At 71.5% G+C, this 21,374-nt stretch carries 18 protein-coding genes and 1 tRNA gene; 15 read left to right on the top strand and 4 right to left on the bottom strand.

Annotated features, from left to right (window positions below):
* The first annotated feature begins 30 nt into the window (after positions 1–30).
* Entirely contained in the window at positions 31–966 is a 936-nt protein-coding gene (locus Scani_RS24320) for an alpha/beta fold hydrolase (protein WP_159479845.1), read from the top strand.
* Between the two features lie 122 nt (positions 967–1,088).
* Here Scani_RS24320 and Scani_RS24315 read toward each other — a convergent pair whose 3' ends face one another.
* From Scani_RS24315 to Scani_RS24305, 3 genes are all read right to left on the bottom strand, one after another.
* Complete coding sequence (locus Scani_RS24315; RefSeq protein WP_159479843.1) at positions 1,089–2,303, bottom strand: erythromycin esterase family protein; 1,215 nt, start codon at positions 2,301–2,303, stop codon at positions 1,089–1,091.
* A 174-nt stretch (positions 2,304–2,477) separates the two neighbouring features.
* Complete coding sequence (locus tag Scani_RS24310) at positions 2,478–3,482, bottom strand: MerR family transcriptional regulator (RefSeq protein WP_159479841.1); 1,005 nt, start codon at positions 3,480–3,482, stop codon at positions 2,478–2,480.
* A gap of 3 nt (positions 3,483–3,485) precedes the next feature.
* The gene (locus Scani_RS24305) at positions 3,486–4,157 is read right to left on the bottom strand and encodes a HEAT repeat domain-containing protein (RefSeq protein ID WP_159479839.1); all 672 of its coding nucleotides are present in this window, start codon (positions 4,155–4,157) and stop codon (positions 3,486–3,488) included.
* 166 nt (positions 4,158–4,323) lie between these two features.
* Between Scani_RS24305 and Scani_RS24300 the strand changes: the two genes are divergently transcribed.
* From Scani_RS24300 to Scani_RS24265, 8 genes are all read left to right on the top strand, one after another.
* On the top strand, positions 4,324–5,067 hold the full coding sequence (locus tag Scani_RS24300) for a VOC family protein (protein ID WP_159479837.1): 744 nt from the start codon (positions 4,324–4,326) through the stop codon (positions 5,065–5,067).
* 112 nt (positions 5,068–5,179) lie between these two features.
* On the top strand, positions 5,180–6,316 hold the full coding sequence (locus Scani_RS24295; RefSeq protein WP_246296132.1) for a winged helix DNA-binding domain-containing protein: 1,137 nt from the start codon (positions 5,180–5,182) through the stop codon (positions 6,314–6,316).
* Between the two features lie 442 nt (positions 6,317–6,758).
* A complete protein-coding gene (argC, locus tag Scani_RS24290; protein WP_159479835.1) occupies positions 6,759–7,787 on the top strand; it encodes an N-acetyl-gamma-glutamyl-phosphate reductase in 1,029 nt (342 codons plus the stop codon).
* Positions 7,788–7,854: 67 nt separating this feature from the next.
* Entirely contained in the window at positions 7,855–9,048 is a 1,194-nt protein-coding gene (argJ, locus tag Scani_RS24285; protein WP_159479833.1) for a bifunctional glutamate N-acetyltransferase/amino-acid acetyltransferase ArgJ, read from the top strand.
* A 61-nt stretch (positions 9,049–9,109) separates the two neighbouring features.
* Positions 9,110–10,027: an acetylglutamate kinase gene (argB, locus tag Scani_RS24280; protein WP_159479831.1), complete on the top strand. Its 918-nt coding sequence runs from the start codon at positions 9,110–9,112 to the stop codon at positions 10,025–10,027.
* Positions 10,024–11,259 (top strand): acetylornithine transaminase, encoded by a 1,236-nt coding sequence (locus tag Scani_RS24275; RefSeq protein WP_159479829.1) that lies wholly within the window; start codon positions 10,024–10,026, stop codon positions 11,257–11,259. Before argB ends, Scani_RS24275 begins: the two co-directional genes overlap by 4 nt.
* Before the next feature lie 8 nt (positions 11,260–11,267).
* Positions 11,268–11,810 (top strand): arginine repressor, encoded by a 543-nt coding sequence (locus tag Scani_RS24270; protein ID WP_159479827.1) that lies wholly within the window; start codon positions 11,268–11,270, stop codon positions 11,808–11,810.
* Positions 11,811–12,080: 270 nt separating this feature from the next.
* The gene (locus Scani_RS24265) at positions 12,081–13,157 is read left to right on the top strand and encodes a mechanosensitive ion channel family protein (RefSeq protein WP_159479825.1); all 1,077 of its coding nucleotides are present in this window, start codon (positions 12,081–12,083) and stop codon (positions 13,155–13,157) included.
* Between the two features lie 199 nt (positions 13,158–13,356).
* On the opposite strand, the gene Scani_RS24260 is transcribed toward Scani_RS24265, so the two are convergent.
* Positions 13,357–13,430, bottom strand: a tRNA-Pro gene (locus Scani_RS24260).
* Between the two features lie 142 nt (positions 13,431–13,572).
* Here Scani_RS24260 and Scani_RS24255 point away from each other — a divergent pair.
* The 6 genes from Scani_RS24255 to Scani_RS24230 all read left to right on the top strand — a co-directional run bounded on the left by Scani_RS24255 (position 13,573) and on the right by Scani_RS24230 (position 21,330).
* The gene (locus Scani_RS24255; protein ID WP_159479823.1) at positions 13,573–13,950 is read left to right on the top strand and encodes a DUF488 domain-containing protein; all 378 of its coding nucleotides are present in this window, start codon (positions 13,573–13,575) and stop codon (positions 13,948–13,950) included.
* Positions 13,951–14,067: 117 nt separating this feature from the next.
* Positions 14,068–15,261: an argininosuccinate synthase gene (locus Scani_RS24250; protein WP_159479821.1), complete on the top strand. Its 1,194-nt coding sequence runs from the start codon at positions 14,068–14,070 to the stop codon at positions 15,259–15,261.
* Positions 15,262–15,384: 123 nt separating this feature from the next.
* Positions 15,385–16,827, top strand: coding sequence for an argininosuccinate lyase (argH, locus tag Scani_RS24245; protein ID WP_159479819.1), 1,443 nt, complete (start codon positions 15,385–15,387; stop codon positions 16,825–16,827).
* A gap of 127 nt (positions 16,828–16,954) precedes the next feature.
* Positions 16,955–17,506: a TetR/AcrR family transcriptional regulator gene (locus Scani_RS24240; RefSeq protein WP_159479817.1), complete on the top strand. Its 552-nt coding sequence runs from the start codon at positions 16,955–16,957 to the stop codon at positions 17,504–17,506.
* Positions 17,503–19,134 (top strand): MFS transporter, encoded by a 1,632-nt coding sequence (locus Scani_RS24235; RefSeq protein WP_159479815.1) that lies wholly within the window; start codon positions 17,503–17,505, stop codon positions 19,132–19,134. The genes Scani_RS24240 and Scani_RS24235 overlap by 4 nt, the downstream gene beginning before the upstream one ends.
* A gap of 225 nt (positions 19,135–19,359) precedes the next feature.
* Entirely contained in the window at positions 19,360–21,330 is a 1,971-nt protein-coding gene (locus tag Scani_RS24230; protein WP_159479813.1) for a bifunctional metallophosphatase/5'-nucleotidase, read from the top strand.
* Positions 21,331–21,374 lie beyond the last annotated feature (44 nt).

Here is a 21,374-nt window from a genome sequence, read left to right as displayed (position 1 = left end):
CGAACATCGATCGCAGTTATGGAGGTTCTGATGTCCACGTCATCGGCACATCTGTGGAGCCCGGTCCGCTGGGCAGCGAACGGCGCCGTGCGGCTGGCCTTCGACCAGCTGGCCGGAGAGACGGACGGCGAGCCACTGCTGCTCGTCACGGGGTTGGGCGTCAATCGGCTGTGGATCCCGGACGGGCTGTGCCGGATGCTGGCTGCACAGGGCTTCCTGGTGGCCCGTTACGACCAGCGCGACGGCGGGGAGTCGACGCACCTGGCGCCCACCGCCACCGGCAACCCCTTCACCGCGCTGTTCGCCCGGCGCGGCGAGGCGTACACGGCCGAGGACATGGCGGATGACGCGGTCGCGGTCATGGACGCCTTGGGCTGGCGGTCGGCGCATCTGCTGGGCGTCTCGCTCGGTGGTGCGGTCGCCCAGCGGGTGGCACTACGACACCCGCACCGCGTCCGGACCCTCACGACCATGGCCGCCGTTCCCGCGGACGCCGCGGGCCTGCGGACCCTGCGGTACCTACGGATGAGGACCCTGGCGGCGTTCGCCCGTCTGAGGCTTCCCGACACCCCCGACAGGGCCGTCGCGGCCGGCATCGCCGTCTCCCGCCTGCTCGCCTCGCCGAACCGTTCCTTCGACGAACGAGCCGCCCGGGCGGCCGCGGAGCGCAACGCCGACAGCGGGGTGCACGACCGGCAGGCGCAGAGCCGTCAGATCGGTGCGCAATGGCACGGCCCGCCGATCCGTGCCATCACCCGGCCCACGCTGGTGCTCCACGGGGCGGACGACCCCCTCATCAAGCCCAGTGCGGCAAGGGCGATCGCCTCCCGGATCCGCGACTCGCGCCTGGTCCTCCTGCCCCACGTGGGTCACGAACTCCCCGAGACCGCCTGGGCCGGCCTCGTGGCCGAAGTCCGCGGACTGGCCGACTCCGCTCGCCCCCTGCCCTCGCCGCCCACCGGCTGAAGCACACGGACCCGCCGGCAGGGGCCCCCGACGGCCGGCCTCGGCGATCCGGCCTCCCGCGTCACCCGCCACCCGCTCCGTCGGGCATCAGGTTGCCTCGGGCGTCAGGCGGAGGGCTCGGCTCATGGCAGCCATCGCACCGGGGAGACCTGGCGGAGGTGGACGAGCACATCGAATGCGTCGGCAAGGCAGGCGACGGCGATGTGTTCGGCGGCATCACGGGACGGGTCGTAGACCCCGCTGATGACGCGGGCCTTGGCAGGGCCGTTCCATCGGCGGCGGACGGGGTCGGGGCGCAGGTCCAGCCAGTGGGCGGCCGGTTCCGCCTGGCCCAGCGTCGCGTCCATCAGATCAGCGGCCGGCTCCGGGACGGTGACGACACCGAGGTCTCCGTGATGGAAACCGATCGCCACGGAGACATACCCGGTGCCGTACCGATCGCGCAGCAGGCTGCCGGTGCTCGGCTGCGGACCGCGCTCGGGGGCCAGTCCGGAGGTCACCGCGGCCGCCGAGGTGTGGCTGATCCCGTCCCAGTAGACCGTGCGCAGCGCCGTCCGACGCCGGTGTTCACCGATGGCGTCGGCCCACACGGCCGCCTCACCGGCGTAGTCGCCTCGCCCCGCGACGCTGCGCGCATGGAAGTCCACGATCAGACGCATACGCGCCAGGACGTCGTCGGCACGGTCGACGGCGGGCAACGACCGGATGAGCGCGAGCGCATCGCGGGCATGGTCGACGAACGGGCGCCCCGGGTGCATTCCCCGAGCGCGCTGCACATGCTCATCCGTGCGGTGAGCGGTCCGGATCGGCTCCAGGTGGGACGCCACCTCCGCCCACCGTTCCGGGGCCGACTCCCGTACGTGATCCAGGACGGCGTCGTAGTCCTCGGGCTGCGCCTGCACGGGTTTCACGCCGAAGATGCGGACGGGGTCGCGGGGGTGGTCCCGGTTGAACGCCCGTATCCACTCGAGCGTCGCGGCCATCTCGGCGGTGCGCCAGGGGCGCCAGGCGCCGTCGAGGGCGGATTCGGCCGAACCCTTGCCGGCCTGCACGTACCTGTCGAGGCGGGCGGCGACGCCGGCGCTGTCCTGTAGGGCCAGTGCCCGGAATCCGTGGCGCCGGACGAGCCGGCGGAAGAGTTGGTCGCGCACCCCGAAGGTCTCCCGGGAAAACCGGGTGGACTCCCCGATGCCGATGACCATTGCGGTGGTGGCGATCCTCTCGGCGAGCTCATCGAGCGTGGCGGCGGACAGCGGGAGGGCATCGGCTCGCTGGGGATCGGACGACCCGATGCGGGAGGCGAAGGAGCCCTGGGGAGCGGTGGTGTCATTTTCCATGCCGCCCAGGCTCTTTCCTGAAGTGCGGTTGAGGTCAAGAGGCCGGCCCGGCCGCGAAGACGATGTCCCGTAGCCAGGGGCGCCGGAGCACCGCCCGCAGGCGGACGACCGTGACCGGGACGGTTCCGGGCCCCGCCCGACGGGCCCTGTACGCGGTGCTCTTGGAGGGGCCCGTCACCGCGCGTCGCGTAGCTGAAGGAGGTACGCCGCAGTCAGCGCGACGGCACGGTCGACGTCATGTGACAGCTCCCCGAGGGCGCCTGCCGCCCTCGTCCCCGGGATGCCCGCCAGCGCCTGGGTCAGCCGTCCGCGTACAGGCCCTTCCATGGAGTCGTGGGCGAGGCGGTCGACGAGCCCGGCCGCGATCCGATCCGCCGTCGCGCTGTCGGCCGCCAGCACGCTCAGCGCATCGGCTGCATCGGTGTCGTTCCTTCCCGCCACGATCATGTCGATGAGCGTCGGGACCGCATCGGCCACGCCACGGGTCCCGAGCGCCAGAGCCGCATGCCCGCGGACCACGACGTCGGAGTGCGCGAGGGCACCCCGCAACTGTGCGGTGGCCTCGCCATCGGATATCTCGGCGAGGGACCGAACGGCACGTTCCCGCACCGCGGCCACCGGTGAGCCGAGGCCCTCCGCCAGCAGTGCCGGACCGCGGTCGCCCGAGCGTGCCAGCGCCCATCGAAGGGCGCCGGCCACGTTCGGCTCCGTCTCGCTCAGCGCCGCCTCGACCAGGGCCTCCACCGGCACCGGTACCTCGTCGGCCGAGGAAAGGGCCGCGCGCTGGCGCGCGTCGGCGCTCTTCGACGCCAGCGCCCGCAGGAGCGCGACGACCTGGAGGACGTCCTCCCAGTCGGCGGGGTCCGCGGCATCGATCCGGCGCAGCCGCGTGAGCAACTCGGTCTCCGCCGCGATGCGTTCGCGCGTGTGACGGATGAGGTCGTCGACGAGCGCCGAGGGCGTGAAGCCGGGATCGTCGAGCGCGCGTCCGACCTCGCGCAGCGACAGCCCCAGCGACCGCAGGCTCTCGATACGGAAGATCCGCTGGACGTCCTCCCCGGAGTACTCCCGATAGCCGGAGCCGGTGCGACCCGACGGGCGCACCAGACCGAGCGACTCGTAATGCCGCAGCATGCGCGCACTGACCCCGGACCGTCGCACCACCTCACCGATCAACACGCCCTATCGTCCCTCCTGGCCCGGCCCGCCGAGCGCCACGACGCGCTTCGCCTCCTCGATCGCGCACCCGGATCCGGCGTCCGGGTCGCGCAACAGCCGCTGGGTGGCGCGTGCGTGCGCGCGCATGCGCGGGTCAGGGGCCGTTGCCGCAGCAAGCAGAACCGGCCCGATCACCTCGCCCAGCGCGACCAGCGCCCGGCTGAGGCTCAGCTGCGTCTGACGCCCACCGCGTCCGAGCTGCGTCGCCAACACCGCGGCCAACGCGGGCTCCTCGCCTTCCGGTACGAGCACGACCGCGGCCCGCCAGGCGCTCCGCGCCACCTCGTCGTCGGCGTCCGACAGGAGCGTCCGTGTGAGGGCCGGCCACGCCCGCGGGTCCCCGATCTTGGACAGCGTGTGCAGCGCCTGGCTCCGTGCCTGCGCACGCTCCGAGCGGACCTCGCGGAGCAGCTCGGGGAGCGTCATGGACACCGGGTGGCGGGTGAGCGCCCAGGTCAGCATGTCGCGGACAAAGAACTCGGGCTCGATCGCGCATCGTTCGACGAGCTTGTCGACGAAGCGCGGGTCAGGCGTCGTACCGACGGCCAGGGCAGCCCCCAGCCGCACGGACGGACGGCCGTCCTCCAACCCCTGAAGCGCCCGTATCGCATCCGTGTCGTGCCTCGTGATCGTCATCGTGACCACCTCCTGGGCATGCAGTGAAAACCCTGTCACCGTGTCAAGGTCAAGCAGCGGCCGCTGCGCGAGCACCGGCTGCCTGCCGCGGCGGCCGGTGAGTGAGTTGATCTCTGTTCGGCGACGTACCTGCGGAGGCCGTGGCGGAGTGCATAGGGTCGCCGGCATGGCACTGCGACCTGTTCAGGTGAACATCAAGGCTCTCGACGACTCGTCGGTCGGCCGGTTCTGGGCGGAGGCGCTCGGCTGGGGTGTCTCCAGTGAGGGGCCCGGCGTGACCAATGTGGAACCCGTCGGCGGCTTCGTGTGGCCGGACCCGGTCGCCGTCTGCGTCGACGTCGTCACCGTCCCGGAACCCAAGACGACGACGAAGAACCGTGTGCACCTCGATCTCGCCACCACCTCCGCGGCCCATCAGGCGGAGTTGGTCGCCCGCCTCGAGTCTCTCGGCGCGACGCCCGCCCAGGTGGGTCAGGGCACGGTGCCGTGGACGGTCCTCGCCGACCCGGAGGGCAACGAGTTCTGCGTGCTGGAGCCCCGGGAGATCTACCGGGACACCGGGCCGATCGCCGCGGTGGTCGTCGACTGCGTGGATCCGCGGGGCATGGCCCGGTTCTGGGGCGAGGCGACGGACTGGGCCCTGCACGCGGCGACCGACGATCATGCGGTGTTGCGCTCCGCCGAGGGCGTCGGCCCGTATCTCGAATTCCTCCGCACGCCCGGCGTGAAGACCGTGCCGGACCGCGTCCATCTCGACCTGCTGCCGTACCCCGGTGACGACAAGGCAGCGGAGGTGGCCCGGCTGCGGGCCCTCGGCGCCACCGACCTCGACCTCGGCCAGGGCGATGTCCCGTGGACGTGCCTGGCCGACCCCGAGGGCCACGAGTTCTGCGTCCTCGGCCCGTCCTGAGCGGAGCCTCGACCACACGTACAGCAGCACGATGCTGGTGCGCATGAGCTGAGCGGCATCGCAGTACGGCGGTGGCGTCCCGGGCGCGGTCCGAGGCAGCCACCGTGTTTTCGTGAGTGGACACGAGGAAGGGAATCCCGTCGTGGTGACAGGAGACGTGAAGGTGCTGGACCATCGGGCGCTCAACCGGAGCCTACTGGCCCGGCAGTTGCTGCTGGAGCGGTCCGCGATGCCAGCGGGGCGGGCGGTCGCGCACCTGGTGGGCATGCAGGCACAGGCGCCGAACCCGCCCTACATCGGCCTGTGGACGCGGCTCGCCGGCTTCCGCATCGAGGACCTGGCCTCCCTCGTCAGGAACCGCGAGGTGGTCCGGGTGGGTCTGATGCGCGGCACGATCCACCTGGTCACGGCGGACGACTGCGTCGCACTGCGCCCCGTCCTGCAGGGCGCCCTGCGGCAGGGGCTGAAGGGCGCCTTCGGGCGCAAGCTCGAAGGGCTCGACGTCGAGAAGGTGGCCGAGCTGGGCCGCGAGCTGGTCGAGCGGGAGCCGCTCACGCTGGGCGGCTTGGGCACCCTGCTCGCCGAGCGGTGGCCGGACCGGGACCCCTTCGCCCTCGCCAACGCCGTGCGCAACCTGGTACCGCTCGTGCAGGTGCCGCCGCGCGGGCTGTGGGGCGAGAGCGGGCAGGCCGTGCACACCAGCGCCGAGGCGTGGCTCGGCCGGCCCGTCGCCGGGCTGGCGGCACCGGACCTGATGGTCGAGCGCTACCTGGCGGCCTTCGGGCCGGCCACGGTCAAGGACATCCAGGTCTGGTCCGGCATGACCCGGCTCGCCGACGCGGTGAACCGGCTCCGGCCGCGGCTGGCGGTCTTCCGCGACGAGAACGGCCGCGAACTGCTCGACCTGCCGGAGGCCCCCCGCCCCGACGCGGACACCCCCGCCCCGGTGCGCTTCCTGCCGGAGTTCGACAACATCCTGCTCTCCCACGCCGACCGCGCCCGCATCCTCACCGAGGAGCAGCGCAAGCTCGTCTTCACGCGGAACGGGCTGATCAGGTCGACGTTCCTGGTGGACGGGTTCGTGGCGGGCGTGTGGCGCGTCGAGCAGACGCGCGGTGCCGCCGTCCTCGTCCTGGAGCCCTTCGGTACCCTGCGTGCCGGGGACCGCGCCGCGCTCACCGAGGAGGGCGGCCGGCTGCTCGCGTTCGCCACGGCCTCCGCCGCCTCGCGCGAAGTCCGCTTCGCCTGATGCCCGGCCATGCGCACGGCGTGTGCAACATCCCGCGAGTTCGCCGTGCCCCTCGGTTCCTCGGCATGGGGCCTTACCAGGCACCCCGTCGCCCTCGGCCTGTGCGTCTATGGCGGGATCATGATGGTTCTTCAGGAATCCCGAAGGTCCATCATGATCTATGCGGATCCATCGCTCCCGCCTGCCGGGCTGACCTGCGGCAACGGGAGATGAAAGCCAGGACGAACCCGCGGGATGTCGCATAACTGGTGCGATGGATCAGAAACACGCACTTACCCACGATTGAACACGCACAGGCCGACTACGACGCTCAGCCGGGCCAACTCAACCGCTCACGGGCCATCTGAAGAACTCAGTCACACCCGGACGGCGACCCCACTCCCGGGTCATTGCATAAAACTGCCGCTATCCGTATAGTCATGCCATCAAGGAGGAGAGGTCCATGACGGTACGAGCAGCAGTGGCCGGGGCGAGCGGGTATGCGGGGGGTGAGGTGCTGCGCCTGCTTCTGGGGCATCCGGAGGTCGAGATCGGGGCGCTGACCGGGCACTCCAACGCCGGGCAGCGCCTGGGCGGGCTGCAGCCGCATCTGGTGCCGCTGGCCGACCGGGAGCTCCAGCCGACCTCCGCCGAGGTGCTGGCCGGGCACGACGTGGTCTTCCTCGCGCTGCCGCACGGCCAGTCCGCCGCGGTCGCCGAGGAGCTCGGGCCGGATGTGCTCGTCGTGGACTGCGGCGCCGACTTCCGGCTCAGCGATTCCGCCGACTGGGAGGCGTTCTACGGCTCGGCCCATGCGGGCACCTGGCCGTACGGCCTCCCCGAGCTGCCCGGCGGGCGTGCCGCGCTCCAGGGGACCCGGCGCATCGCGGTCCCCGGCTGCTATCCGACCGCCGTCTCGCTCGCCCTGTTCCCCGCGTACGCGGACCGGCTCGCCGAGCCCGAGGCCGTGATCGTCGCGGCCACCGGCACCTCCGGCGCCGGCAAGGCCCTCAAGCCGCATCTGCTGGGCTCCGAGGTCATGGGCTCGATGAGCCCGTACGGCGTCGGCGGCGGGCACCGGCACACCCCCGAGATGATCCAGAACCTGAGCGCGGTGGCCGGCGAGCGGATCAGCGTCTCCTTCACCCCGACCCTGGCGCCCATGTCACGCGGCATCCTCGCCACCTGCTCGGCGAAGGCGAAGCCCGGGGTGGACGCCGGCGCCGTACGGGCCGCCTACGAGAAGGCGCTGGCCGACGAGCCGTTCCTGCGGCTGCTGCCCGAGGGCCAGTGGCCGTCGACCGCGGCCGTGTACGGCTCCAACACCGCCCAGATCCAGGTGACGCTGGACGCCGCGGCCGGCCGGATCATCGCGATCAGTGCCCTGGACAACCTCACCAAGGGGACCGCGGGCGGCGCGGTGCAGAGCATGAACATCGCCCTGGGCCTCCCCGAGGAGACGGGGCTTTCGAGGGTCGGGGTGGCTCCGTGAGGCGGACGGACCCGGGGCAGCACAGCGTGGCCGGCGAGGCCGGCGAAGCGATGGAGGAGAAGAAGCAGTGAGCGTCACGGCAGCACAGGGGTTCACGGCGGCGGGCATCGCCGCCGGGATCAAGGCCCCCTTCGTCAGTGGAAACGGCGGCAACCCGGACCTCGCCCTCGTGGTGAACAACGGGCCTCGACTGGCCGCCGCCGGTGTCTTCACCTCCAACCGCGTCAAGGCCGCCCCGGTCGTCTGGTCCGAGCAGGTCCTCAAGGGGGGCACGGTCTCCGCCGTCGTCCTCAACTCCGGTGGCGCCAACGCCTGTACGGGCCCGCTCGGCTTCCAGGACACCCATGCCACCGCGGAGCGGGCCGCCGAGGTGCTGGGGCTCAACGCCGGTGAGGTGGCGATCGCCTCCACCGGACTGATCGGCCTGCGGCTCCCGATGGACAAGCTGCTGCCCGGAATCGACCGTGCCGCGGCCGAGCTGACCGAGCACGGCGGCGAGAAGGCCGCCATCGCCATCAAGACCACCGACAGCGTGCACAAGACCGCCCAGGTCACGGTGGGCGGCACCCGGCCGGGGGACGGGGGAGGCTGGACCGTCGGCGGGATGGCCAAGGGCGCCGGCATGCTCGCCCCGGGCCTGGCCACCATGCTCGTCGTCCTGACCACCGACGCCGATGTGCCGGCCGCCGAGCTCGATACGGCGCTGCGGGCCGCGACCCGCACCACCTTCGACCGGGTCGACTCCGACGGCTGTATGTCGACCAACGACACGGTGCTGCTGCTCGCCTCGGGCGCCTCCGGCGTCGTGCCGGACACCGCCGAGTTCGCCGAGGCGGTGCGCGCGGTCTGCGACGACCTGGCACGGCAGCTGATCGGGGACGCCGAGGGCGCCAGCAAGGACATCCGGATCGAGGTCGTGGGCGCGGCCAGCGAGGACGACGCGGTCGAGGTCGGCCGCTCCATCGCCCGCAACAACCTCCTCAAGTGCGCCATCCACGGCGAGGACCCCAACTGGGGCCGGGTGCTGTCGGCCATCGGCACCACCTCCGCCGTCTTCGAGCCCGACCAGCTCAATGTCGCCATCAACGACATCTGGGTCTGCAAGAACGGCTCGGTGGGCGAGGACCGCGACCTGGTCGACATGCGCTACCGGGAGGTACGCATCACCGCGGACCTCGCCGCCGGCACCGAGTCCGCGGTCATCTGGGCCAACGACCTGACCGCCGACTACGTCCACGAGAACAGCGCGTACTCCTCATGAGCGAGCGCATCCGACACCGGTGCGGGCTGTGCGAGCCCGCCGAGCGAAGCGAGGCCGGCGCATGAGTACCCGCAAACACACCGCGCTCCCCAAGGCCCGCACCCTCATCGAGGCGCTGCCCTGGCTGACCCGGCACCACGGCAAGACCGTCGTCATCAAGTTCGGCGGCAACGCCATGATCGACGAGGAGCTCAAGCGGGCCTTCGCCCAGGACGTGGTCTTCCTGCGGCACGCCGGCCTGCGCCCCGTCGTCGTGCACGGCGGCGGCCCGCAGATCAGCGCCCAGCTCGACCTGCTCGGCCTGGAGTCGGAGTTCAAGGGCGGCCTGCGGGTCACCACGCCCGAGGCGATGAACGTCGTACGCATGGTGCTGGCCGGACAGGTGCAGCGCGAACTGGTCGGGCTGCTCAACGAGCACGGCCCGCTCGCCGTCGGCATGACCGGCGAGGACGCCCATCTGATGACCGCGACCAAGCACTTCGCCGACATCGACGGGGAGCGGGTGGACATCGGCCGGGTCGGCGAGATCACCGGCATCGACCCCGGCGCGGTCCACGCGCTCCTGGACGACGGCCGGATCCCGGTCATCTCCTCGATCGCCCGCAGCAGCGACGAGGACGATGCCCACGGCGTCTTCAACGTCAACGCCGACACCGCCGCGGCCGCGCTGGCCGCGGCCCTCGGCGCCGAGACGCTGATGGTCCTCACCGACGTCGAGGGGCTCTACGAGGACTGGCCGCAGAGCGACGAGGTGATCTCCCGCCTCACCGCCGGCGAACTGGAGAAGCTGCTGCCCGACCTGGCCAGCGGCATGGTCCCCAAGATGCGGGGCTGTCTGCACGCCGTCCGCAACGGCGTGCACACCGCCCGGGTCATCGACGGGCGGGTCCAGCACTCGATCCTGCTGGAGATCTTCACCGACGAAGGAATCGGCACGATGGTCGTGCCGGACGCGAACACGATCGAGGGGGCGACATGAGCGACGCGGCACACCGCCACGGCCCGGTGACCAACGCAGGCCTCACCGGGCGCTGGCAGGGCGCCATGATGGAGAACTTCGGCACCCCCCGTATCCCGCTCGTCCGCGGCGAGGGCGCCACGGTGTGGGACGCCGACGGCAACGAGTACCTCGACTTCCTCGGCGGCATCGCGGTGAACTCCCTCGGCCATGCCCACCCCGCGGTGGTCCGTGCCGTCTCCGACCAGGTCGCCACCCTCGGCCACGTCTCGAACTTCTTCGTCGCCGAGCCCACCGTCGCCCTCGCCGAGCGCCTCCTCGCGCTGGCCGGACGCCCGGGCCGGGTCTACTTCTCCAACTCCGGCGCCGAGGCCAACGAAGCCGCCTTCAAGATCGGCCGGCTGACCGGGCGCCGCCATATGGTCTCCACCGCCGGCGGCTTCCACGGCCGCACCATGGGCGCCCTCGCCCTCACCGGCCAGCCCGCCAAGCAGGCGCCCTTCGCGCCGCTGCCCGGCGACGTCGACTACGTCCCGTACGGGGACGTCGAGGCCCTCCGCGCCGCCGTCACCACCGACACCGCCTTCGTCATCCTGGAGCCCCTCCAGGGCGAGAACGGCGTGGTCGTCCCGCCGCCCGGCTACCTCCGGGCGGCCCGCGAGATCACCGACGCCACCGGCACCCTGCTGGTCCTCGACGAGATCCAGACCGGCATCGGCCGGACCGGCCACTGGCTGGAGTCCCGTGCCCAGGGCGTCGAGGCGGACATCATCACCCTCGCCAAGGGCCTGGGGGGCGGTCTGCCGATCGGCGCCACGCTGGCCTTCGGCCCGGCCGCCGAGCTGCTCACGCCCGGTTCGCACGGTTCGACGTTCAGCGGCAACCCGGTCGTCTGCGCCGGCGCCCTCGCCGTCCTGGACACCATCGAGGCGGACGGCGTCCTGGAGAACGTCAAGCGGGTCGGCGAGCGACTGCGGACCGGAACCGAGGCTCTGGGCCACCCATTGGTCGCTCAGGTCCGCGGCGCGGGCCTCCTCCTGGGTATCGTCTTGACGGAGCCGCTCGCGCCACAGGTGCAGCAGGCGGCTCAGGACGCGGGCCTGCTGGTGAACGCGGTCGCGCCGGACGTCGTCCGGCTCGCCCCGCCGCTGATCGTCTCCGACGACGAAGCGGAAGTGTTCCTCCACAAGCTCCCCGCCGTCCTGGACACGGCCCGCCAAGGGGCCGACGGGGAACGACGAGCCGGAGACTGACGACAACGATGACCGAGCCGCAGGACAACGAGGCGTACAACGGCGGCCAGGCCGTGCCGCAGACCCGCACCGCACGCCACCGCCGGATCGTGGACATCCTCAACCGGCTGCCGGTCCGCTCCCAGAGCCAGCTCGCCAAGCTGCTCGCCGACGACGGCCTGTCCGTCACCCAGGCGACGCTCTCCCGGGACCTGGACGAACTGGGCGCGGTGAAGATCCGCAACACCGGCGGTGAGCTGATCTACGCGGTGCCCAGCGAGGGCGGCGACCGCAAGCCGCGGGCCCCGCTGGGGGAGTCGGCCAAGGAGGAGCGGATGCGCCGCCTCTCCGGCGAACTCCTCATCTCCGCCGAGGCCTCCGCCAACCTCGTGGTCCTGCGCACCCCGCCGGGCGCCGCCCAGTTCCTGGCCTCGGCCATCGACCAGGCCGAACTCCACGACATCCTCGGCACCATCGCGGGCGACGACACCCTGATGCTCATCAGCCGCGACCCGGCGGGCGGCCAGGCCCTCGCCGCCCATCTGCTGCGCCTGGCGCAAAAGGCGCACTGAGGCGCGCGGGGCCCGCCCTTCGCGCTGCTCACCCGTCACACCAGCACTCTGGGACACGGCCGTCTCCCCTCCGGGAGGCGGCCGCGCCCGTTTGCGCTCCGAGCCACCTGCCGGTGGCCGAACCGCATGCGGCAGGATGGCAGTTCGCGTCGGGGTGTCCACGGATGTCCCGGCGCCTTCGCAGCCTCAGAGACAAGCAGGTGACCAGGTGACGTCGCATCACATCCGGCTGATAGCCGAGCAGTTCCCCCGGACCGCGGGAGCCGGCCGGTGAACCGGGCTTTCACGCTGCACGACATGATGGTGGCCGGGGCCGCGCTGGCCATCGGCATCGCGGCGGCCGTGCTGCTGCGCGTGGCCCTGCGATGGCTGGGCAAGCACGCACTGCGGACGCGGTGGAGCGGGGACGACGTCATCGTCGACGCGCTGCGGACCGTGGTGCCCTGGGCGGCCATCACCGCCGGTATGGCGGCGGCGGCCGCCGCTCTGCCGCTGACGCAGAGCGTCGGGCACACCGTCAACCGCACGCTGACCGTGCTGCTCATCCTGGTCGTCACGCTCACTGCGGCCCGGGTGATCACCGGCCTGGTGAAGACTTTGGCGCAGTCCAGGTCCGGCGTGGCCGGATCGGCCACCATCTTCGCCAACATCACGCGCATCGTGGTGCTGGCGATGGGCTTTCTCGTCGTCCTGCAGACCCTGGGCATCTCCATCGCCCCGCTGCTGACCGCGCTGGGCGTGGGCGGCCTCGCGGTCGCGCTGGCGCTGCAGGACACCCTCGCCAACCTCTTCGCCGGTGTGCACATCCTCGCCTCGAAGACCGTGCAGCCCGGTGACTACATCCGGCTCAGCAGCGGCGAGGAGGGCTATGTCGTCGACGTCAACTGGCGCAACACCGTCGTGCGGCAGCTCTCCAACAACCTGGTGATCATCTCCAACCGCCAGCTGGCGGACACCAACATGACCAACTTCAGCCGGCCGGAACAGAAGTTGTCGATCCTCGTGCAGGTGGGCGTCGGCTACGACAGCGACCTCGAACATGTCGAGCGGGTCACCACCGAGGTCGTCGAGAGCGTGATGACCGACATCACCGGCGGGGTCCCCGACCACGAACCGGCTGTCCGCTTCCACACCTTCGGCGACTCGCGGATCAGCTTCACCGTGATCCTCGGCGTCGGCGAGTTCAGCGACCAGTACCGGATCAAGCACGAGTTCATCAAGCGCCTGCACCAGCGCTACCGGGCCGAGGGCATCAGGATTCCCTCCCCGGCGCGGACCGTGGCGCTGCAGAAGCCGGAGGAGATAGCGATACCGCACCCGCGCGGAGTGTCGGACCCCGTGCCGTAGGGGCACGCCGGCCGCCGTCGGCACGCCGTACGGGCCGCCCCGCGGCCTCGCTCCCGCCCCGCGTCCGCCCCCGGGCCGACCGGGGCGGGGCTCCCCGCGGGAGCCCCGACGCAACGGCAAGCGGCGGCAGCCCACGACAAGCAACGGCAAAGGCCGCTTCCGAAACCTCGGAAGCGGCCTTTGACCTGCAAAAACACCGTCGGGACGACAGGATTTGAACCTGCGACCCCTTGACCCCCAGTCAAGTGCGCTACCAAGCTGCGCCACGTCCCGGTGCTCATACCGGCCGGAGAACTCCCGGCCGGGGCGTGCAGAAGAAAAATACCCTGTCCCGGCCCATGAATCCAAAGCGGGGCCCGCAGGGGGTGCTTCCCGGCCTCCCGGCGGGACTCTCGCAGGCATGGTTCGATGAGGTATGGGTGAAATATTCCCCGCGGATGCCCTCCGGGTGCGCCGGGTGTACGAGTCGCCGGAGCCGGAGGACGGGGCCCGAGTGCTGGTCGACCGGCTGTGGCCGCGCGGGCTGTCGAAGGCGGATGCGCAGCTCACCGAGTGGTGCAAGGAGGTGGCGCCGTCGTCCGAGCTGCGGCGCTGGTACGGCCACGAGGGGGAGCGGTACGAGCAGTTCGCCGAGCGCTATCGCGAGGAGCTGGCGACCGAGGCCGCGCAGCGGGCGCTGGAGCGGCTCCGGGAGCTCGCCCGGGAGGGGCCGCTGACGCTGCTGACGGCGACGAAGGACATGTCGGCGAGCCATGTGACCGTGCTGACGGAGGTGCTCAAGGAGGGGTCGTGAGGCAGGCGACACGCCCTCGACCCGCCGACTGACCTGCGGGTTCGTGGTTGCGTTGACGAAACATACGGTGGAGTGCATACTTATACCCATCAGCGTATGCACCGTAAGGAGAAACCCGTGACCGAGCGCGTCGTACTCGCCTACTCGGGCGGCCTGGACACCTCCGTCTGTATCGGCTGGATCGCCGAGGAGACGGGCGCCGAGGTCATCGCCGTTGCCGTGGACGTCGGCCAGGGCGGCGAGGACCTGGACGTCATCCGCAAGCGTGCGCTCGACTGCGGTGCGGTCGAGGCCGAGGTCGCGGACGCCAAGGACGAGTTCGCCGACGAGTACTGCCTCCCGGCGATCAAGGCCAATGCCCTGTACATGGACCGCTACCCGCTGGTCTCCGCGCTCTCGCGGCCGACCATCGTCAAGCACCTGGTCGCCGCCGCCAAGAAGCACGGCGCCACCACCGTCGCCCACGGCTGCACCGGCAAGGGCAACGACCAGGTCCGCTTCGAGGCCGGCATCTCCTCCCTCGCCCCCGACCTGAAGTGCATCGCCCCGGTCCGCGACTACGCGATGACCCGGGACAAGGCGATCGCGTTCTGCGAGGAGAAGAACCTCCCGATCGCGACCACCAAGAAGTCGCCGTACTCCATCGACCAGAACGTCTTCGGGCGGGCCGTGGAGACCGGCTTCCTGGAGGACATCTGGAACGCGCCGATCGAGGACGTGTACGAGTACACCGAGAACCCGGCCGTCCAGCGGGAGGCCGACGAGGTCGTCATCTCCTTCAAGGAGGGCGTCCCGGTCGCCATCGACGGCAAGCCCGTCACCGTCCTGCAGGCCATCCAGCAGCTCAACGAGCGGGCCGGCGCCCAGGGCATCGGCCGGATCGACATGGTCGAGGACCGGCTGGTCGGCATCAAGTCCCGTGAGGTGTACGAGGCGCCCGGCGCGATCGCGCTGATCACCGCGCACCAGGAGCTGGAGAGCGTCACCGTCGAGCGCGAACTGGCCCGCTACAAGCGGCAGGTCGAGCAGCGCTGGGGCGAGCTGGTCTACGACGGCCTGTGGTTCTCGCCGCTCAAGCGCGCCCTGGACGGCTTCATCAACGAGGCGAACCAGCAGGTCAGCGGCGACATCCGGATGACCCTGCACGGCGGCCGCGCGGTCGTCACCGGCCGGAAGTCGGACCAGTCGCTGTACGACTTCAACCTCGCGACGTACGACACCGGCGACACCTTCGACCAGTCGCTCTCGAAGGGCTTCATCGAGCTCTTCGGCATGTCGAGCAAGATCGCAGCAAAGCGCGACCTGGCCTGAGCCCGCCTCGTTACCTTCGTACGGCAAGCCGCCTCCCTGCCCTCCGCGGCCGGGAGGGGGTACCCCCCTGGCCCTTGAGGCCTTGGGGGAAGTCGCACACCACAGCAGCCTTGAGGAGCAGCAGTGAGCAGCAACAGCGGTGACGTCCGGCTCTGGGGCGGCCGTTTCGCCGACGGTCCGGCAGAGGCGCTGGCCCAGCTGTCGGCGTCGGTCCACTTCGACTGGCGGCTGGCCCCGTACGACATCGCGGGCTCCCGTGCGCACGCCCGGGTGCTGCACAAGGCGGGCCTGCTCACCGAGGACGAGCTCACCCGCATGCACGCCGGGCTCGACCAGCTCGCCGAGGACGTCGCTGACGGCTCGTTCACCGGCACCATCGCCGACGAGGACGTGCACACCGCACTGGAGCGCGGGCTGCTGGAGCGGCTCGGCCCGGACCTCGGCGGCAAGCTGCGGGCCGGCCGGTCGCGCAACGACCAGGTCGCCACGCTCTTCCGGATGTACCTGCGTGACCACGCCCGGATCATCGGCGGGCTGATCGCCGACCTCCAGGAGGCGCTGGTCGGGCTCGCCGAGACCCACCCGGACGTCGCGATGCCGGGCCGCACCCACCTCCAGCACGCCCAGCCGGTGCTCTTCGCCCACCATGTGCTGGCGCATGTGCAGTCGCTGTCCCGGGACGCGGAGCGGCTGCGGCAGTGGGACGAGCGCACCGCCGTCTCCCCGTACGGCTCCGGCGCGCTGGCCGGCTCCTCGCTCGGCCTCGACCCGGAGGCGGTCGCGGCCGACCTCGGCTTCGAGCACGGCTCGTCCGGCAACTCCATCGACGGGACGGCCTCCCGTGACTTCGTCGCGGAGTTCGCCTTCATCACGGCGATGATCGGGGTCAACCTCTCCCGGATCGCCGAGGAGGTCATCCTCTGGAACACGAAGGAGTTCTCCTTCGTCACGCTCCACGACGCCTTCTCGACCGGTTCCTCGATCATGCCGCAGAAGAAGAACCCGGACATCGCGGAACTGGCGCGGGGCAAGTCGGGCCGCCTCATCGGCAATCTGACCGGGCTGCTGGCGACACTCAAGGCGCTGCCGCTCGCCTACAACCGTGACCTCCAGGAGGACAAGGAGCCGGTCTTCGACTCCTGCGACCAACTGGAGGTGCTGCTCCCGGCGTTCACCGGCATGATGGCCACGCTGACCGTCAACCGTGAGCGGATGGAGGAGCTGGCCCCGGCCGGTTTCTCGCTGGCCACCGACATCGCGGAGTGGCTGGTCAAGCAGGGTGTGCCCTTCCGGGTGGCGCACGAGGTCGCGGGCGAGTGCGTCAAGGAGTGCGAGGCGCACGGCATCGAGCTCGACCAGCTCACCGACGAGCAGTTCGCCAAGATCTCGCCGCATCTGACCCCCGAGGTCCGCGGCGTGCTCAACGTGCCCGGGGCCCTCGCCTCGCGCAGCGGCCGGGGCGGTACCGCGCCCTCGGCGGTGGCGGTCCAGCTCGCCGAGGTGCGGACGGACCTGGTGAAGCAGCAGGAGTGGGCGGTGGCCAAGGAGGCCACGGCGCTGCGCTAGAGGCTGCTCGGACGCAGGAGTGTGTGACGGCGGCCCGCCCCCGGAGAGATCCGGGGGCGGGCCGCCGTTGTGCGTGGTGCGAGATGCATGTGAGACATTGCTGTCTCATTAGGGTACTCTCTGTCTCATGGCAGTGGATCGTGAACGGGTACTCGAAGAAGCCGCCGCGTTGCTCACGCGCCGGGCGTCGACGCCGATGGACGAGATCGCCCGCGCCGCGGGCATCAGCCGCGCGACCCTCCACCGGCACTTCGCCGGACGGGACGCCCTGATCCGGGCGCTGGAGGAGCACGGGATCGCGCAGTTCGTGCAGGCGATGGACGCGGCGCGGCTGGAGGAAGGGGACGCGGCCGAGGCGCTGCGCCGGCTGATCGCCGAAGCCGAACCGGTCGCCGCCGTACTGGCCTTCCTCTTCACCGAGAACCAGCTCTTCGAGGACGGCGAGATCAACGCCGGCTGGGCGGAGCTGGACGCCCGTATCTCCGCCCTCTTCCGCCGCGGCCAGGAAGAGGGCGATTTCCGGATCGATCTGAGCGCCGCCTGGCTCACCGAGGCCTTCTACGGCCTGATCGGCGCGGGCGCCTACGCCGTCCACGAAGGACGGGTCGCCCGCAACGACCTCACCCACTCGATCGCCGAGCTGCTGCTCGGCGGCATCCGACGGAGCATGGAGAAATGACCGAGACCATAGCGTCAGAACCGGCCGGTTCGGCTCATGTGGACGACGAGCCCCGGCCGGGGCGCTGGCTCGCGCTCGCCGTCCTCGTCCTCGCCGTCCTGCTGGTCGGCGTCGATGCCACGGTCCTTGGCCTGGCCACCCCCTTCCTCAGCGAGGACCTCCGGCCGTCCGGGACGCAGCTGCTGTGGATCGGTGACATCTACTCCTTCGTCATCGCGGGTCTGCTGGTCTCCATGGGCAGCCTCGGCGACCGCATCGGCCGGAAGAAGCTGCTGCTGATCGGCTCCGTCGGCTTCGGCGCGATGTCGGTGCTCGCCGCGTACGCCAGTACCCCGGAGATGATGATCGCCGCCCGGGCGCTGCAGGGCGTGGCCGGTGCCACGCTGATGCCGTCCACCCTGGCGCTGATCCGCAACCTCTTCCACGACCCCAAGGAACGCAGCCTGGCCATCGGCATCTGGGGCGCGATGGCCTCGGCCGGCATGGCCGTGGGACCGGTGCTCGGCGGCTTCCTGCTGGGGCACTTCTGGTGGGGTTCGGTCTTCCTGATCAACCTGCCGGTGATGGCGCTGCTGGTGGCCGTCGGCGCCAGGGTCATCCCGGAGTCGCGCAATCCGGATCCCGGCCCCTGGGACATCCCCAGCGTGCTGCTGGCCCTGGTGGGCATCGTCGCCGTCGTCTACGCCATCAAGGAAGCGGCGGTGGAGGGCTACCGCTGGGACATCGTGCTGGCGGCCGTCATCGGGGTGCTCACCCTGCTCGTGTTCGTCCGCCGGCAGCTCACCCTCGCCTCGCCGCTGCTGAACATGAAGCTCTTTCACCACCGCGGTTTCTCCGGGGCGGTGCTGGCCGATCTGCTGACCATCCTCGGCCTGTCCGGCCTGGTCTTCTTCCTCTCCCAGTTCCTCCAGATGGTGCAGCTGCGCTCGCCGCTGAACGCCGGGCTCACCGAACTACCGGCCGCGATCGGCGCGGTGGGGGCCGGTCTGGCGGCCGGCTGGGTCGCCCGGCGGCTGTCCGTACGGATCGTGGTGGCCGGCGGCCTCGCGGTGGTCGGGCTCTCGCTCGTCGGCTGCACCACCCTGCACGGCGACACCGGGACCGCCGCGCTGTGCCTCATCCTCTTCGTCGTCGGCATCGGCGCGGGCTTCTCCTTCACCGTCACCGCCGACGTGATCCTCTCCAGCGTCCCCAAGGAGGAGGCGGGCGCCGCATCCGCGGTCTCCGAGACGGCCTACGAACTGGGCGCCGCGCTCGGCATCGCCCTGCTGGGCACCATCGTCACCGGCATCTACCGGGGTTTCGCCACCCCGCCCGGCGTCCCCGCGCCCACCGCGGACGCCGCCCGCGAATCGCTCGGCGGCGCCTTCGAGGCGGCCCGCCATCTCCCCGCCGACCAGGCGGCGGCGCTGGTGAAGGCCGCTCAGGACTCCTTCGTCGCGGGGGTGGACGTCGCGGCCGGGGTGGGCGCGGCGGTCCTGCTGGCCGCCGCGGTGGCCGCCTGGTTCCTGCTCCGGGGCCAGGAGCTGGCGAACAGCCCGGCCCCGCCCCCCACGGCCGCGCTCTCCCCGGCCGCCCAGGAGCCGGGCCACGGTTCCGCGGCCGGCGGCCCGGCGGAACGCCCGTGACGCCGTAGCGCCGCTCCGCCGGACGGCGGGCACACACCGCGCCTCAGGGCGTGTCTGGTGGATCACGGTGCCGTGCACCCGCCATGATCCACGGGACACGCCCTGGGGGCGACTGTCCCTCGCCCGTTCACGCCCGGTACGTGTGCTGGTGACCGGCCGTCCCGTACGGCCCGTTTGACTCTCCCGTCGTCCCCCTACGGACGGCTTGCTCAGGAGAGTGACGCAGTGCGCGACATCGGACGACGTTCCTTCTTCACCGCCGCGGGGGCACTGGCCACCGCGAGCGCCATCGGCAGCAACGCCTACGCCACCGGCCACGCCCGCGACGCGGCCAGCGCCGACGAGTACGTCGACGTCCAGCTCCTCAACATCACCGATCTGCACGGCTATCTGCAGGGCGCCCCGGGCGCCAACTCCGTCATCACCGGCGCCGGCGGGAAGAAGTACACCGTGGGCGGTGTCGCCTATATGGCCGCCCACCTGGAGCGGCTGAGAGACGGCCGCAGGAACTCGCTGTTCTTCGCCCCCGGTGACCTCTTCTCCGGCTGGGAGTTCGACGCCTCCTCCTTCGCCGACGAACCCACCGTCGAGGCGCTGAACGCCATGGGCCTGGACTTCGCCTCGGCCGGCAACCACGAGTTCGACAAGTCGGCGACCTTCCTGACCTCGCACATGGGGGACGGTGACGCCTACCCGGTCGTCGGACGGGACGACGACTTCAAGGACTCCACCGGGCGCCGCTTCGAGGGCGCGAAGTTCCCCTACTACAGCGCCAACATGGTGTGGAACGCCACCGGCGAGCCCGTCCTGGCGCCGTACAACATCGAGTACGTGGACGCCGGCCGCGGCCGCCGGCTGGCGATCGGCTTCATCCATCTGACCGCGATCGGCACCGAGTCCTTCCCCGGCTCCTACCAGCCGGGACTGCGCACCCTGGACGAGCTGGAGACCGCCAACCGCTGCGCCGCCGAGCTCAAGTCCCGCGGCGTCCATGCGATCGTGCTGAGCATGCACGACGGCGCGGTGGCCGGCAGCGACTTCAACAGCGGCAAGAACCCCTCGGGGCCCGCCTACGAACTGGCGCTGCGGGCCTCGCCCGACATCGATGCCATCGTCACCGGCCACTGGCACTGCGCCTTCACCATGATGCTGCCCGACCCCAACGGCGACCCCCGCCCCTTCGTCGAGGCGGGCTGCTACGGCCAGATCATCAACGAGATCAACCTGCGCCTCGACCCGGACACCGGAACGGTGATCCGGGAGCTGACCACCTCCACCAACCACCCCAACACCCGCGACGTCACACCGGACCCGGAGCTGCGCTCGATCGCCGGCTACTGGGCGGACTACGCCACGCGGCGCGCCCGCAGCCGGATCGGCACCCAGACCGCGTCCTTCACCCGGCGGCGCAACGCGCTGGGGGAGAGCACCATGGGCAACCTCGTCGCCGACTGGGCCCTGTGGGCGGGCCGGCAGGCGCACGGGCCGATGGACGACCCCGCCGACCACCCCAACACCCCCGCGGACCTCGCCGTGATCGCGGTCGCGCCGCGCGTCGGCCAGGCGGTGATCGCCGGCGACCTGATCCGCAACCAGGAGACGGACGGCACCGTCACCTTCGCCCAGGCCTGGAACTCCGTCGGCTTCGGCGACCCGATCCTGACCGTGACCGTCACCGGCCGGCAGATCCATGACGCCCTGGAGGAACAGTGGGCGCCGACCGCCGGCGGCGGCCTCGGCTTCTCGCCGCTGGCCGTCTCCGGCAATGTCCGCTACACCTTCGACGCCGCGGGGCCGGTCGGCCGGCGGATCGACCCCGCCGAGGTCTTCATCGACGGCACCGCCCTCAGCCTCACCCGCCGCTACCGCCTCGCCGCCCCCTCGTACACCCTCATCAACCAGGACGGCTTCAGCGCCTTCACCGGCTTCACCGCACCGGTCCGGCACACCCGCGACTTCGAGAGCTTCATCGCCTACGTCCGCACCAAGAAGGAGCTCACACCCGCGGCGCTGAACCGGGTACGGGTCAAGAACGCAGGGGTGCCCGGCGCCCGCACCGGCACCGTCACCCAGCGCCAGCAGTTGCTGCAGGCCGACGGCAGCGTGGTGCCGCGGCCCGAGGCGGCGCTGCGCACGGCGCTGCCCGGCGGCGCCGAGGGCCAGCGCGCCCCCGGCGGATTCCGGGTGCCCTGCTGACCCGGCACGGGAGCACGGCACGCACAACGGGCCCCGTCCGGAAA

The sequence above is a fragment of the Streptomyces caniferus genome (assembly GCF_009811555.1).
Lineage (GTDB): Bacteria > Actinomycetota > Actinomycetes > Streptomycetales > Streptomycetaceae > Streptomyces > Streptomyces caniferus.
Note: the sequence above shows the minus strand (reverse complement) of the source record. Positions and strands in the feature narration are given on the sequence as shown.